A 14,067-nucleotide genomic window follows, 5' to 3' on the forward strand; every position below is an offset into this window, starting at 1 on the left:
GTTACACGTAGTCGGCTGATCGAATAGCCGCCGGCTTTCACAAAAGAACGGTCACCATCACATATTAAAGGAGTTGGGTTCCATGTTTCAAAATGTCGGCTTTGTCGGATTGATGATGATCCTGATTGTCGTGCTCATTCTGTTCGGTCCTTCCAAGCTGCCGGAGCTTGGCCGGGCGGTGGGCCGCACGTTGTCTGAATTCAAAGCTTCCGCCAGAGACTTGGTTGGGGAAGATAAAGAAGAGGAAAAGGGCAAGGAGAGGGAAAGGGAGGGAGCGGTCATCAAACTGAAAGGGTGATCAGGCCGTTTCATCCAGCCCTCAGCACTATGAGATTGGATATGTATGTACCAATGAAGCTGTCCCGTGGAGCTGCTGTAGCCCATGGAGACAGCTTTTTTGAATGCTTGGACTTTGAGATCAATGCGAGGACTGAAACTTCGCGATGACATCCTTTGCCAGGATTCAGAGAAACTTCTGAGGGGTATACACAAGTACAGGCAATTCTACATTTCATTATTCATTACTCTATGAGGAGCTGATATTATGGATAGCAACGTATTTAAAGGGAAATGGAAACAGATGAAGGGTGAAGCGAAGAAGCAATGGGGCAAATTGACGGATGACGATCTCGATGTGATCGACGGCCAGAAGGATAAATTGGTTGGCAAGCTGCAGGAACGTTACGGACATACGAAGGATGCGGCTGAGCGTGAATATACCGATTGGAGTGCAAGATACCGCGACTAGTCTAAAGGACGATAAGGGAGGCAGAACGAATCATGTTGGAATCCCGGGTTGTGACCGGCAAGGTGATCGATATTCGTGACGGCAAGGTGTTTACCTTACACGGAGACATGGTCAGCACCTATCATTTGGGATACTATGAGATGATGAATGAGGAAGTTCTCCCTGTCAGAGACAGTCAGCAGGCGGCATCTTCCACCGCGGGGCTACTGGCGGAGGAAACTGCCGAATCCTCCGGCTGGCTCCACAGGGAGTGGAAACCGCTGACCAGCTTCATAACCGCTTGGAGAAAGAGTGCAAATCGAGCCTGATTTGCGCTCTTTTTTTGTCTTTTTAAGCTTGGATGTCCAGGCCCTGAGCCATGGGAAATTCATGTGAGTTTTATATTTGAAAAGTCATATTGACTTGGATCCGATGCGGTGTAGAATGAGGTCAAAAGGAAGTTTGATCAGCCCATTTAGGGCGGAGAATGCTTCGTGCTGCATAGAAGAGCGGGGGCTGCAGAGGCCTTTCATGTCATTCATATTTTATATCATGAACGGAGGGAGGGGGCGAGGTGGGAATGGTTGCACTCGTAGTCGGGGCCACAGGGCTTGTGGGGCGTATGGTAACCGAAGAACTGCTGGGGCGCGAGGAGCTTGAAGAGGTTCGCGTGCTGGTACGAAGTCTTCCTGATATAACGCATCCCCAGTTGAAGCCCATCTTGGTGGAATGGGATCAACTGGATCGATACAGCGATGATTTTTCTGGCGTCCACAGCGTGTATTGCTGCCTGGGAACCACGATCAGGAAAGCGGGGTCCCAGCAGCAATTCCGTAAAGTGGATGTGGATTATGTCATCAAGACAGCGGAGTTGGCTAAGCGGCACGGGGTGAGACAATTTATGGCGGTCAGCTCCGCAGGCGCTAATCCGAAGGTTCGTAATTTCTATCTTCGCACCAAGGGTGAGGTTGAAGAAAAGCTGGCCGGGATTGGCTTTCGGGGGCTGCATCTGTTCAGACCGTCATTATTGCTGGGCGAGCGGCCCGAGCGGCGGTTTGGAGAGCGGGTGGCATCGGTTCTCATGACTTCCCTCGACTTTGCATTCAAAGGTCCGAAGCTGGCCCCATACCGGGCCATACCAGCGCGGAAAGTAGCCAGATCGATGGTGAATATCGGCTTAACGGATATGAAAGGCCACCATGTATACACCAATGAAGTCATTCATGTTCTCGGCGAGGCCGCTGAATAAATTTGCCAGAGCACCCTTGGCAGATTACAATGTACACAGATAGGAATACATAGAAAGGGTGACAGACCATGAGTAAACATATCATATCGACCAACAAAGCACCGGGAGCTATCGGGCCTTACAGCCAAGCTGTAGAAATCAACGGATTCGTCTATACCTCAGGCCAGCTCGGCCTGAATCCGGAAACGGGTGAATTCGGCGAGGGAGTTCAGGAGCAGGCGAAGCTGTCTCTTAGCAACGTGAAGGCGATCCTTGAAGCGGCCGGGACAAGCCTCGACCATGTGGTGAAAACCACCGTATTCTTGAAGGATATGAATGATTTTGCAGCGGTTAACGAAGTGTACGGCAGCTTCTTCTCCGAGCCCTACCCTGCTCGCAGCGCCGTTGAGGTTGCTCGTTTGCCGAAGGACGGACTGGTTGAGATTGAAGTCATCGCCGTTAAGCCATAAGCGATATGATCCCATGTGAAAGGGAGCTTTGCCAATGTAGGCAAAGCTCCCTTTTTTATGCTCTATTGAATTTTAACGATATTGAAAAGGGTGCGAACTAATCTCATAGACGAGCAAGGGAAGCTTTTCGTTAAGGCTCGGTTTAATATCGCGATCTTCTCCGATTGCGGGTAAAGAAGAGCCATATGGCATATACAAACAGGACGATAGAGAGTACAAAGGCGGTCATTAAAATGCTGTCGGTCTCCCGATGCTCGGCCGCGATGGCGATGTAAGCCCAGGTGAAGACCAGCGGCACGATGCTGTCCCGGTAACGCTGGCCGATCCATATGGCGAGTAATGCACCGATGCAGAGCAGCACAATCCCCAAAGTGGTTTCGCGCAGGCCGAAAAGGCTCCAGTCATTCTTCTGAAACACGATTCCGACGTTGACGATAAAGGCAGGGCATACCCAGCCGATATATAGGCTGAACGGCAATTTCAGACAAAACTTTTCCCCTGACGTCGGATAGTCGATCGTATGCGTGCGGGCATATAGAACCCATAAGGTTAACAGCAGCAGGAACATCACCACGACAGACCATTCAATATACAAATAGTGCCACAAAATAAGCCATGCCATATTGAATACACAGCTGAGGATAAACCATGGACCGATGGATTTTACCGAATCGCGGTTTCCGGTGTCGCGACGCAGCTGATAGATGACAAAAAAGAACAGCAGCACATAGATGACGGACCATATGGAAAAGGCATATCCTGCGGGGGTGATCGCTGTATAATACATATCTGATATCTCCCCGGTTGTTCTGCCGCCAAGCGGCAGCATGCCTGATAACACATTCACGGCAATTACACCGGCGAAAAACAGCAGATTCCACCAGCGGTACGGGTTGTTGCGGTACAATAAAATCTCCTCCTGATATCAGTCTGGAATATATAGAATATACCCAAAAGAATGAATATCGAGCCAGCAGCCAAGAAAGGGGCACCGCCCCTTCACTTAACTCATAGGTTTCTTCCGGTATTCGTTGGGCGTGAAACCCTCCATCTTTTTGAACACTTTGCTGAAATACTTCTCATCCTGGTAACCAACCATCTCCGCGATTTGGGCGATCCGGATCTGGGGATTGAGCAGCAGCGTTTTGGCTTTGTCGATACGAATCCGCCCGAGAAAATCCGATAACGTTACGCCGAATTCCTGCTTGAATTTTCGCGAAATGTACTCCCTGCTAAGAAAGAATTTCCCCGCAATTTGCTGAAGGGAAATCTCCTCATGATAGTGCTGCTCCAAATAGTGGGCAATATCATGAATGATGTGACTGTCCTTGGAATGAATCTGGGTAAGAACCCGGGATGCTGCATACAGCCTTCCGCTGATCTGCTCGCGCCAGCGATCCCAGCAGATCATTCCCTCCTCGCTGTAAGGAAGCGGGGAAGGGAGGTCCTGCGAGATTTCAGCGTCTTCGATGGGCTCCTGCGTGCTTTTCACTTCATTTTCCGTCCAATGATACTGGATCCAGTCCCACTCCGAATTCCATCTCGCCAGATGCTCCGGCGATACGAGATCCCTCTCTCTCACATCGTGCAGCCATTCTTCCGTGGCTGCCTCAATGCGCTCCTTGCTCCCGCTAAGTGCAGCCAGTTTGAATTTCTCCTCGTAGGAGGAGAGCCGAAGGGTGCGCGAGCCTTCGCTTTCAACGGCGCGTTCGCGATGGATACGGGATTTGCCGGTTAATAGATTGCGGCTGCACAAAGCTTGGACGGCATTTAGATAAGCCTTCGGCAGATCATCGGGAAAGGCGCCTGCTCTGGCGGCACCGAAATGGCTCCGCCTGCGAAGGGTGGAGAAGAACCCGTCATTGATTCGATCGAGTACGTCGTTAAAGGGAAGCCGCGGATTCCAACAGAGGATCATGATTTCCCCGGGCTTGTCGATATGTCGAAAGGCAACCCCCTGATCCATCAACAGCTCATTGCAAATATTGATGAGCGTGAAGGATAGCAGATGGCGCCTGTTGCGGAATTTGGACAGCAAAGCTTCGTCAAATTGATCATCGCGTAGGACGGCAACGTTATAGATCATGCCGGTTGCCGGCAGCGTCATCCGGTTCCGTAATTGAGAAACCACGCTGTCCCTGTTGCCGTAGCCGTTCACCAGATCCGAGAGCAGGCGGTCCATATAGAAAGGGGCCATCTGATTCATTTCAATATTCTGGTTAGTAATCTGCTGCCGCTTCTCTTCCTCGAGCTGCCAGGTTTGAACCGCTTTGGCCAGCGCTTCGTTCAAGCTGTCCGGTTCAACGGGCTTGAGAATATAGTCAATGCCTCCCGAACGGATCGTATGACGCACATATTCAAAATCATCATATCCGCTAATGACGAGCACTTTAATATCCGGTTTCGTAGTATGGAGCCAGGTAAGCAGCTCCAGTCCGTTTTTGCGGGGCATTCGCATGTCAGTCATGACAATTTGCGGTTTGTTCTCCTCGATTAAGCGGACCGCTTCCTCCCCGTCAGCGGCCTGATCAATTTCCGTGATGCCATGCCGCTTCCAGTCTGCCAGAAGCCCTATAGCCTCCCGCACATGCTGTTCGTCATCTACGATCAATACTCTCATTCTACTGTTCACTCTCCCATGCGTTGATATCGAGCGTGACCTTGACGCCGTGTGGTATTACATTCTCTATCGTTAATCCGGCCTTGTTGTCGGAGTATAAGTTCAATCGCATCAAAACATTTAAGAGCCCAATCGATTCATTGCCGGCATCGTTCCGGTCAGGGTGGCCGTAAGCGGTCGCAAGCTTGCTGCGAATCAAAGCGAGCTCGGCTTCTTCGATGGAGGACCCGTTATTTTCAACGATGACGATCAAGCGGCGATCTTCCGCGATGCGGGAAGATATGGATATATGGCCGACGCCGGCGTGCGTATTCATGCCATGCTTAAAATAATTCTCAACAATCGGCTGCAGGATCATCTTCGGAACCGGAGTCGTAAGGCTTTCGGGATCCAAATCCCATGTGATGTCCAGCTGGTCACGGAACCGCTGCTTCTGCAGCTCAAGGTACAGCCGCACATGGTTGATCTCATCCTGCAGGGTCACTTTGCCCTCGCTGTTGCGCATATTGTAGCGCATCATATTCGCCAGCGATGAGAGCAGGGAATAGATTCGCGGCACATTATGCTGCAGGGCCAGGGTACCGATCGACTGGAGCGAATTGTACAGGAAATGCGGATCAATCTGCGCCTGAAGTGCCTTCAGCTGGTTGGTCTTATTGGCGATTTCCAGCCGGTACTCACGCAGGATCAGGTTGTTGATGGTGTCCATCATCGTTCGGAAGCGGCGGGAGAGAATCCCGATCTCGTCCGGGCTTGTTACGTCAATATCCACGTCAAGCCGACCGGTTTTCACCTGATTCATATAGCTTGTGAGTTGTTTAATGGGTCTTGTAATCCGAATGGATATCCATAGCGTGCCGAATATGACAATGAACAGTGCTAAAATCGCAATAATCGCATTAATGCTCGTTAGTTCTGTCGAATGCTTGTACAGCGTTTGATGCGGAATTTGTTTGACAAGCGTCCAGGGCGCATAAGGCAAATCGAGTTTCTCATATACGATCATCGCGTCTCTGCCATCGTAGTAACCATTTTCCGCTTGAGCGATTTCGCCCATGAGCACAGGGTCGTCCAGACGTTGCCCCCGCTGCTGCGGATCCGGACTGTAGATGACGCTTCCCTTGTCATCAATCAAGTATAGCTGTTCTTCCCCTTTGGCATACAGTTGATCGCAAATGGCCAAAATACTGTCAAGTTTCACATCGATCGCCATAAGGGCATATTGGTCGGGTGACGGTACGTTGGTGATGGAGCGATAGAAGGTGAAAACTTCAAAATTCAGAATGTCCGCAGGCCGCGGAGGGAACCCGTAACTGTGCACCTGATGGACGGGCTCGATGGCCGTATTGCCCGGGCCGAATTCTTCTATTTTACGGTAAGGGGCCTGCCGGAATTCCCTGCGAGGCAAATTGCTGGATATCTGGGTGGACTGTCCCGTCAAATGATTGTGCAGATAAATTTGATGCACGTCCTGCGTGCCCGTTTGAATGGCCTGCAGGGTCGTATACAGCTCGGCCACCACCCGGTGATTATCGGGATCCAGGGCAAGATTGCGCAAAAAATGGGGATCGGAATATACGGACAGGGAGGCGCGGTCGATGACGCGCAAATAGTTCATCAGATTGGTGGCTCCTTGGTAAATCAGCCGTATATTTTCATCCACCGTCTGCTCCTTCACGGACTCGCGGGTATGCGTAAACGTAATGTAAAGCGACAGCAGAAGCGGAATGGTTGTGACGGCGAGCATGAATGTGATCAGCCGGGTCTGGATGCTGCGGTATTTCATATAGGATCACCCCCTGAGTTATGGAATGGGCATCGCGTATGGTCAATATTTTACACCTAACGGTTCATGATTCTCCGTGTTTATTGTTTACAGGTTACCGCATAATGGCTGTACATCATACAACAACTTAAACGAAAAGGGGAGATCAAGGGATGAATCGAAAAAAATCTTCGGCGCTGCTGCAGCAGTTTCTTTTCGTGGGACCTTCCACTATTTTTTTCATCCTGATCATGATCATTCCGTTCCTTCTGGGTCTTTATTATTCCTTCACGAACTGGAATGGCGTGTCAAGCAAAATCGACTTTGTCGGCTTTGATAATTTTGTTACCATTTTTACCAATGATGATAAATTCCGTGATGCCTTCTGGTTCACAACCCGGTTTACGGTGCTTGGCGTCATCCTTACGAATCTGCTCGGATTTTTACTGGCGTACTTCCTGACCAAGCCGCTTAAAACACGGAACGTGCTCCGGACGATTTTCTTCATGCCTAACGTCATCGGCGGCCTGCTGCTCGGTTTTATCTGGCAGTTTATTTTTGTCAAAGGGTTTGCGGCGATCGGTAATGCCACCAACCTCGGATTCTTCAATCTGCCGTGGCTCGGTACGAAGGGAACTGCCTTTTGGGCAATTGTAATCGTTTTCGTATGGCAGACGGCCGGTTACCTGATGGTCATCTACATTTCCTCGCTCAACAACGTGCCGAAGGATATTCTGGAGGCAGCCGAAATCGACGGCGCGAGCAGAGGGCAGGTACTGCGGTCCATCATTATTCCGCTCGTTATGCCAGCGGTTACGGTATGTTTGTTCCTGGCGATTTCCTGGTCCTTCAAAATGTTCGACTTGAACCTGTCCTTAACTAAAGGCGGACCGTTCGGCTCCACGGAGTCGGTGGCCATGAATATTTACAACGAGGCGTATACGAATAACCGTCTCGGGCTCGGAACGGCGAAGGCGGTCATCTTCTTCATCGTGGTTGCCATCATAACAAGTCTGCAAGTTCGATTCACGAAGAGCAAGGAGGTTGAAGCGTAATGGAGACCACGAGAAAATACCGGCTGAACACCATGGCCACGGAGATCATCATGATTATCGTAGCCTTGCTCTTCCTGGTCCCGTTCTACTTCCTGTTCGTGAACTCCGTCAAAACCTTCGGTGATCTGTTGACGGACTCGGCAGGACTCCCGACCACTCTTGAATGGAGCAACTATTCACGGGCGTGGGATATCACCAATTTCCCGCAGGCGTTCTGGAACTCGCTGGTCGTTACGGTAGCCAGCAATCTGCTGCTGGCGATGTTAAGTGCGATGACCGCGTATCAGATGGTTCGCCGGAACACGCGCTTTAACCGGATCATGTTTGCACTGTTTGTGGCGGCGATGGTCATTCCGTTTCAATCGATCATGATTCCGCTCGTGAAAGTGACGGCAACGCTGGGCATTAACAACAGCTTGTACGGGCTCATTATCTGTTACCTGGGCTTCGGAGTTCCGCTAAGCGTATTTCTGTTCCATGGCTTCGTGAAATCGATCCCGATGGAGATCGAAGAAGCCGCAACCGTGGATGGATCCAGCGGATACGGCGTATTCTTCCGGGTGGTATTCCCGCTGATGAAGCCGATGTTCGTTACGGTTATCATCCTGAACACCCTATGGATATGGAATGACTACCTGCTGCCATCCTTGATCCTGCAGTCCGCAGATCTTCGGACCATTCCGATTGCTACCTTCGCCTTTTTTGGGCAATATACCAAGCAGTGGGATTTGGCTCTGCCGGCGCTGGTGCTGGGGATCATGCCGGTCATTATTTTCTTCCTGGCCATGCAGAAATACATCATTGAGGGCATTACGCAAGGAGCGGTGAAGGGATAGCTGTCAATCGGTCAATTCCTTCCCCCTCACAGATCAATATAATCCCTGATTTAACGAAAAAAGGTTGATTATACTGGAAAAGTAAACGCTATCAACAAATGCAGTACACGATCCTTATAGAAGAAAAAAAGGGAGGATTCACAATGAAGAAATACGGTAAGCTGCTCCTGGTCATGGTTCTGGCTTTCTCTACGCTGCTTGCAGCCTGCGGCGGCAAGAATGAGGACAATCAAGGCGCTGATGGTGGTGCCGAGGGTGGAACGAAAACGATTAAGATTTTTCAATTTAAAGTCGAAATCGCCGAGGCTCTGAATAAACTGAAAGCCGAATACGAAAAAGAGCATCCCGGCATTAAGCTGGACATTCAAACGGTTGGCGGCGGTTCGGATTATGGCGCGGCGCTGAAAGCGAAGTTCGCTTCCGGCGACGAGCCGGACATTTTCAACGTTGGCGGATACCGCGATCTTGAAACGTGGTTCGAGAATGTTGAGGATCTCTCAGACCAGCCATGGGTGAAGGATGTTGTTGACGTTGCCAAAGAGCCTATGACCAAAGACGGTAAACTGTACGGACAACCGATGACGATCGAGGGTTATGGATTTATTTACAATAAAGATTTGTTTGAAAAAGCGGGAATCACCGAGCTTCCTAAGACGCTCACAGAGCTTGAGGAAGCAGCCAAAAAACTGCAAGCAGCCGGTATTACGCCATTCGTGAACGGTTACCAAGAGACCTGGATTTTGGCCAACCATTTGCTGAACATTCCGTTCGCCCATCAGGAAGATCCGAATGCATTCGTTAAAGGAATGAATGAAGGCACGGAGAAGCTGGTTGGCAACGCGAAATTCGACGAATGGATGAGACTGTTCGACCTCACCGTCCAATACGGCCAGAAGAACCCGCTGACGACGGATTACAACACGGAAATCACGACCTTTGCCAGCGGTGAAGCGGCCATGACCCAGAACGGGAACTGGACGCAAGTACAGATCGACGGCATCAATCCGGATCTGAACATCGGCCTTCTGCCGATGCCGATCAATGACAATGCCGAAGAGAATGACAAACTTCCGATCGGCGTGCCAAACAACTGGGTCGTGAACAACAAATCGCAGGTGAAGGATGAAGCGAAGGAATTCCTGAACTGGCTCGTCACTTCGGAGACCGGTAAACGTTACATTACGGAAGAGTTCAAGTTCATCCCTGCACTGACCAGCATCGAAGCAAACAGCGAGACGCTTGGCGATCTGGGGAACGATGTCATGAAATACAGCAAAGAGAACAAAGCGCTCAGCTGGGAGTTCAACAAATTCCCTGACGGCGGCATGAATGAATTCGGCAGCCAGATGCAAGGATATGTGGCAGGCAATGTGGACAAGAACCAATTGTTCGAAGGCATTCAGAAATCATGGGAAAGCTTGAAAGCGAAGTAACCACGAGGGTGGCGCTTATAGCGCTATGCCATCGAAATGATCCATTGACGTAATTGGGGCTGTCCCTAAGGGAATATCGAGTCATCAAAACAGTTTATGCATTATAAAAGGTCGAAGACAGACTCATTTCGAGCGCTGTGCTTCGACCTTTTTATTTATTGGTAATAGCTTTGTGGCACCGTCTTTATCGTTGATAAGCATGCCCTGTGGCTAAGGGGAAGAAGCAGCGGAGCATGTTTATGACTAATAATGATTTCGGATCAGCAAATAAATAATGAGACCAACAACAGGGAAGAACAACAAGCCGAGCACAACCAGAATCGCAAATTCAGGGCTGCGGCCTTTTCGCCGGGCGTCATTATAACCCCATACGCAGACGGCAATGTGAAGAAGGAAGAAGAATAATCCCAGTAATAATGTCAAAATCCCGATAATACCAACGCCAACAAAACTCATAATGAAATAGCCTCCCGAACTCTAATTGTATGATCTACATACGGTCGATCGGCATTAGGGTCGCATAAAAACGAAAAAATTTGGGGTTTTCCTGCTGGCGGTAACCGGAGATTGCATAAGATTACGGATATTTTATTAACCTATATAGGAGAAATCTGCAATACATAGATCACTACGAAATAGTAAATACATGGTATGATAAAGGTTGACGTTATTTTGGCGTGAGAACGATTTCGCATCGTTTTGAAATGTTGAAGCTATCGTATAAGATAGTAATAATATCTATAAAGCAGGAAAAGACGGGAGACAACGATGAATCAACCGCTCTATGGCGTATGGTTAGGTGATGTATTCTTTTGTTTTTCCGGTGAGGTTTCGGAACCGAGAGTGGATGCTTGGAGCCGCGTGGTCCGTACCTTTAGCAGACCGGATGGAATCCGTCCCTTCGCTAACGCTTCCCTCCGGCTTGCCGAGCTCCGATATCCGGCCAAAGTTCTCGGATCGAAAAGCGCACGGCGTCCGGAACGGAAGACACTTGGCGGACGGACGATGGAAGGGCTTGCTCTGACACCGGGAGACGCATTTCAATTGCTGATCTCGCTGGATCCTGAGTATTACCAGACTCAGGGACTAAGCGTTGGTGAAGAAATGGAATATTGGGTACAAGCGAGCAGATTCGCATTGGAGCTGCTCCTGCAAGGGAAGTTTGCACCAGGGACGGCCGAGGTGCCTTCCGTAGGCAGGCGTCGGACAACGATGCAAAATATAAAGGCGGTATGGAAGCCGCAGCTGTCTGCCGAGGATGGCGCGCGCTTTCTGCAGCTGGCAGCGAATATCCCGCCCATTGCGATTGGGACGCCGGCAGCTCTTGCCGGATCCGATCCTTCTACTCGTGAGGAAGCAGGGGCTATTGTGCTGTATTCTTTTCTGTGCGGCGTGATCGACAGCCAAGTCCGGGCGGCTGTCCGCGAATCGGAGGATAAGCTGCGGACCTATCTGGCGAACTACCGGCGGGGACAATCTCCGCTGGCCGAGCTGTGGTGGAACAGCCTGTTGACCGTCAGTCGGGACATTCCCATTCAAGGGACGGCGGAGGAAGTGAGCGAGCTGGAGGAAGCCGTTGAACGTGTTGGAGGGACGGCGTTTCCTTATGACAGCGGGGAGGATCAGCCTCCCGAGAACGGGACCATTGGACTTGGGCTGCGGCTTGAGCCGCCCCTGGATGAGAGCCGGAAGGACTGGAAGGTGTCCTTCTGGGCACGCAGTCAGGAGGATGAAGGCTTATCGATGCCCGTCCGCAGCATCTGGGGAAATCCGGAATCCGATCAGCTGATCCGCGGACGGATGTATTGTAGGGTTCAGCTGCAGCTGTTGATGAAGCTGGGAGAAGCGGCAGAGCTGGCACCGGAGCTGGCCGCTGGCTTGTACGGACGTGCTCCCGAGAGCGTGTCCCTGTCGCTTGACCGCTTGTCCACATTTATGAAGGAATCGGTTCCGAAATTAACGGCAAGCGGAGTCACGGTTCAAATGCCTTCACGATGGAGCAGGGAAGGGCGCCGCCGCGTCGGCTTATCCCTCAAAATGATGCCGGATGCAAGACCATCCGGCGAAGCGCATCCTCTGCCGGTGCTCGGCATGGAGCATCTGGTCAGCTTTCAAATCTCCGCAGCGATGGGAGGCCAATCCCTGACGCGCGAAGAATTGAAGTTTCTGGCCGAACAGAATCTGCCCTATGTCCAGTTCCGCGGGGAATGGGTTGAGGTCGATCTGAAGGAGATCAACCAAGTGCTGCGGTTCATGAAGCGCCATGAGAAGGGCGAGATGGAGCTTGCGGAATGGATGCATCTTAGCGCGGATATGGATGGAGAGCGCATGTGGAAAGGTCTCTTTATCGAGGAAGTGGAGACAACCGGTCTGCTGTCCTCCTTACTGGATGGCGAAACGGCCCGCAAGCTGCCGTCTCGCCCGATTCCTTCCTCGCTTCACGGCGAACTGAGGCCGTATCAGGAACGGGGATACCAGTGGCTTAGCGTAATGCGCGATTTGGGATTTGGTGTTTGCCTTGCCGACGATATGGGACTTGGAAAAACGGTACAGGTTATAACCTGTCTATTAGAGCGTCTCAATACGGAATCGGCTGGCGGTCCGGTGCTGATTATTTGCCCGACTTCGCTTCTGGGTAACTGGCAGCGGGAAATCCAGCGATTTGCACCGGATCTGACCTTGCATGTGCACCATGGCGTTCGACGTCTGCGTGGAGAATACTTCCTGCAGGAAGCAGCCAATCATGATATCGTGCTGACCACGTATCATTTGGCGGGAAGAGACGGCGGTGATTTATCCGCTATCCAGTGGTCGAGTGTGGTGCTTGACGAAGCACAATATATTAAGAATTACCGGACGAAGCAGGCGCAGAGCGTCATGAAATTATCCGCGCCTCACCGCATTGCCATGACCGGAACACCGGTGGAGAACCGTTTGGCGGAGCTTTGGTCGATCTTTCATTTTCTTAATCCGGGATATCTCGGCTCCTTTAACGCCTTCCGTCAGCGATATGCGCCGGGAGAGGGACAGCAGGAGAGATTCCGTGAGCTTCATAAGCTCGTATCTCCATTCATGCTGCGCAGACTCAAGAGCGATCCGGATATCCGCAAGGATCTGCCGGAGAAACTGGAATTGAAATCGTATTGCCCGCTGACCGAGGTTCAAGGTGCGATGTACCAAGCGGTTGTCGATGAGATGATGGGACAGATCGAAAGCCGGACGGGCATGGCGCGCAAGGGACTTGTGCTTTCATCCCTCACCAAGCTGAAGCAGATATGCGATCATCCGCAGCTGCTTCGACGCGACGAAGGACGTGCGGTGCGTGCGGAGTCCTCGGGCAAAATGGAGCGCATGCTTGAAATTCTCGACAGCATCGCGGATGTTGGAGAATCCGCGCTGATTTTTACCCAGTATGTAGGCATGGGTGAATTGCTGGTAAGCATGCTTGGGCGTAAATACGGGAAGGAGCCGTATTTCCTTCATGGCGGGGTGCCCAAACGGGAGCGGGATGAGATGGTACGGGCGTTCCAGGCAGGCGAGGGGACCGAGTTTTTTGTGCTGTCGTTAAAAGCCGGGGGCGTAGGTCTGAATTTGACCCGTGCGAATCATGTGCTCCACTATGATCGTTGGTGGAACCCGGCGGTTGAGAATCAGGCGACGGACCGTGTGTTCCGGATCGGCCAGCATCGCAACGTTCAGGTGCACAAGCTGATTTCTCAGGGAACGCTGGAGGAACGGATTGACGAGCTGATTGAACAGAAGAAGGCGTTGTCCGAGCAGGTGGTCGGGTCGGGCGAAACATGGCTGACGGAAATGTCGGACGGTGAGCTGCGCCAGTTGATCGAGCTGCAAGAGCAGGATTGGATGTAACCGGATTGCATACGGCGTGTGAAGCAGCGTAAAAAGGCATACAAAAATGGACGCCAAGGAGGT

General features: G+C 51.2%; 13 protein-coding genes. 9 read left to right on the forward strand and 4 right to left on the reverse strand.

The genetic code is table 11. From position 1 onward, the window contains the following. The first annotated feature begins 82 nt into the window (after positions 1-82). The 5 genes from MKX98_RS03710 (at position 83) to MKX98_RS03730 (ending at position 2,425) form a co-directional block, all read left to right on the forward strand. The gene (locus MKX98_RS03710; protein ID WP_071222091.1) at positions 83-298 is read left to right on the forward strand and encodes a twin-arginine translocase TatA/TatE family subunit; all 216 of its coding nucleotides are present in this window, start codon (positions 83-85) and stop codon (positions 296-298) included. 246 nt (positions 299-544) lie between these two features. Further along, a complete protein-coding gene (locus MKX98_RS03715; protein ID WP_071222090.1) occupies positions 545-748 on the forward strand; it encodes a CsbD family protein in 204 nt (67 codons plus the stop codon). Between the two features lie 32 nt (positions 749-780). After that, on the forward strand, positions 781-1,056 hold the full coding sequence (locus MKX98_RS03720; RefSeq protein ID WP_194540791.1) for a hypothetical protein: 276 nt from the start codon (positions 781-783) through the stop codon (positions 1,054-1,056). A gap of 245 nt (positions 1,057-1,301) precedes the next feature. After that, entirely contained in the window at positions 1,302-1,976 is a 675-nt protein-coding gene (locus tag MKX98_RS03725; protein ID WP_339221487.1) for an NAD(P)H-binding protein, read from the forward strand. 68 nt (positions 1,977-2,044) lie between these two features. Further along, complete coding sequence (locus MKX98_RS03730) at positions 2,045-2,425, forward strand: RidA family protein (protein WP_071222088.1); 381 nt, start codon at positions 2,045-2,047, stop codon at positions 2,423-2,425. A gap of 142 nt (positions 2,426-2,567) precedes the next feature. On the opposite strand, the gene MKX98_RS03735 is transcribed toward MKX98_RS03730, so the two are convergent. From MKX98_RS03735 to MKX98_RS03745, 3 genes are all read right to left on the reverse strand, one after another. Next, positions 2,568-3,332 (reverse strand): tryptophan-rich sensory protein, encoded by a 765-nt coding sequence (locus tag MKX98_RS03735; RefSeq protein ID WP_220686638.1) that lies wholly within the window; start codon positions 3,330-3,332, stop codon positions 2,568-2,570. 96 nt (positions 3,333-3,428) lie between these two features. Continuing rightward, positions 3,429-5,045: a response regulator gene (locus tag MKX98_RS03740; RefSeq protein WP_220686637.1), complete on the reverse strand. Its 1,617-nt coding sequence runs from the start codon at positions 5,043-5,045 to the stop codon at positions 3,429-3,431. A 1-nt stretch (position 5,046) separates the two neighbouring features. Continuing rightward, positions 5,047-6,831: a histidine kinase gene (locus MKX98_RS03745; RefSeq protein ID WP_220686636.1), complete on the reverse strand. Its 1,785-nt coding sequence runs from the start codon at positions 6,829-6,831 to the stop codon at positions 5,047-5,049. A 152-nt stretch (positions 6,832-6,983) separates the two neighbouring features. Between MKX98_RS03745 and MKX98_RS03750 the strand changes: the two genes are divergently transcribed. From MKX98_RS03750 to MKX98_RS03760, 3 genes are all read left to right on the forward strand, one after another. Continuing rightward, positions 6,984-7,865, forward strand: a complete 882-nt coding sequence (locus MKX98_RS03750) for a sugar ABC transporter permease (RefSeq protein WP_071222084.1) — start codon at positions 6,984-6,986, stop codon at positions 7,863-7,865. Continuing rightward, positions 7,865-8,701, forward strand: coding sequence for a carbohydrate ABC transporter permease (locus tag MKX98_RS03755; RefSeq protein WP_194540796.1), 837 nt, complete (start codon positions 7,865-7,867; stop codon positions 8,699-8,701). The genes MKX98_RS03750 and MKX98_RS03755 overlap by 1 nt, the downstream gene beginning before the upstream one ends. 143 nt (positions 8,702-8,844) lie before the next feature. Continuing rightward, the gene (locus MKX98_RS03760) at positions 8,845-10,134 is read left to right on the forward strand and encodes an ABC transporter substrate-binding protein (protein WP_071222082.1); all 1,290 of its coding nucleotides are present in this window, start codon (positions 8,845-8,847) and stop codon (positions 10,132-10,134) included. A gap of 243 nt (positions 10,135-10,377) precedes the next feature. Here MKX98_RS03760 and MKX98_RS03765 read toward each other — a convergent pair whose 3' ends face one another. Next, complete coding sequence (locus MKX98_RS03765; RefSeq protein WP_194540797.1) at positions 10,378-10,590, reverse strand: PLDc N-terminal domain-containing protein; 213 nt, start codon at positions 10,588-10,590, stop codon at positions 10,378-10,380. A 312-nt stretch (positions 10,591-10,902) separates the two neighbouring features. Between MKX98_RS03765 and MKX98_RS03770 the strand changes: the two genes are divergently transcribed. After that, on the forward strand, positions 10,903-14,004 hold the full coding sequence (locus tag MKX98_RS03770) for a DEAD/DEAH box helicase (RefSeq protein ID WP_220686635.1): 3,102 nt from the start codon (positions 10,903-10,905) through the stop codon (positions 14,002-14,004). The last annotated feature ends 63 nt before the right edge of the window (positions 14,005-14,067 follow it).

Origin of the sequence: Paenibacillus sp. FSL W7-1332 (assembly GCF_037969785.1) — a bacterium.
In the GTDB taxonomy this organism is placed as follows: domain Bacteria; phylum Bacillota; class Bacilli; order Paenibacillales; family Paenibacillaceae; genus Paenibacillus_AQ.

Excerpts from the sequence above, each read along its gene's own strand:
- MKX98_RS03740 (WP_220686637.1), bottom strand. The coding sequence starts at position 5,045 with ATGAGAGTATTGATCGTAGATGACGAACAGCATGTGCGGGAGGCTATA.
- MKX98_RS03720 (WP_194540791.1), top strand. The coding sequence starts at position 781 with ATGTTGGAATCCCGGGTTGTGACCGGCAAGGTGATCGATATTCGTGAC.
- MKX98_RS03755 (WP_194540796.1), top strand. The coding sequence starts at position 7,865 with ATGGAGACCACGAGAAAATACCGGCTGAACACCATGGCCACGGAGATC.
- MKX98_RS03765 (WP_194540797.1), bottom strand. The coding sequence starts at position 10,590 with ATGAGTTTTGTTGGCGTTGGTATTATCGGGATTTTGACATTATTACTG.
- MKX98_RS03760 (WP_071222082.1), top strand. The coding sequence starts at position 8,845 with ATGAAGAAATACGGTAAGCTGCTCCTGGTCATGGTTCTGGCTTTCTCT.
- MKX98_RS03770 (WP_220686635.1), top strand. The coding sequence starts at position 10,903 with ATGAATCAACCGCTCTATGGCGTATGGTTAGGTGATGTATTCTTTTGT.
- MKX98_RS03710 (WP_071222091.1), top strand. The coding sequence starts at position 83 with ATGTTTCAAAATGTCGGCTTTGTCGGATTGATGATGATCCTGATTGTC.
- MKX98_RS03730 (WP_071222088.1), top strand. The coding sequence starts at position 2,045 with ATGAGTAAACATATCATATCGACCAACAAAGCACCGGGAGCTATCGGG.
- MKX98_RS03750 (WP_071222084.1), top strand. The coding sequence starts at position 6,984 with ATGAATCGAAAAAAATCTTCGGCGCTGCTGCAGCAGTTTCTTTTCGTG.
- MKX98_RS03715 (WP_071222090.1), top strand. The coding sequence starts at position 545 with ATGGATAGCAACGTATTTAAAGGGAAATGGAAACAGATGAAGGGTGAA.
- MKX98_RS03745 (WP_220686636.1), bottom strand. The coding sequence starts at position 6,831 with ATGAAATACCGCAGCATCCAGACCCGGCTGATCACATTCATGCTCGCC.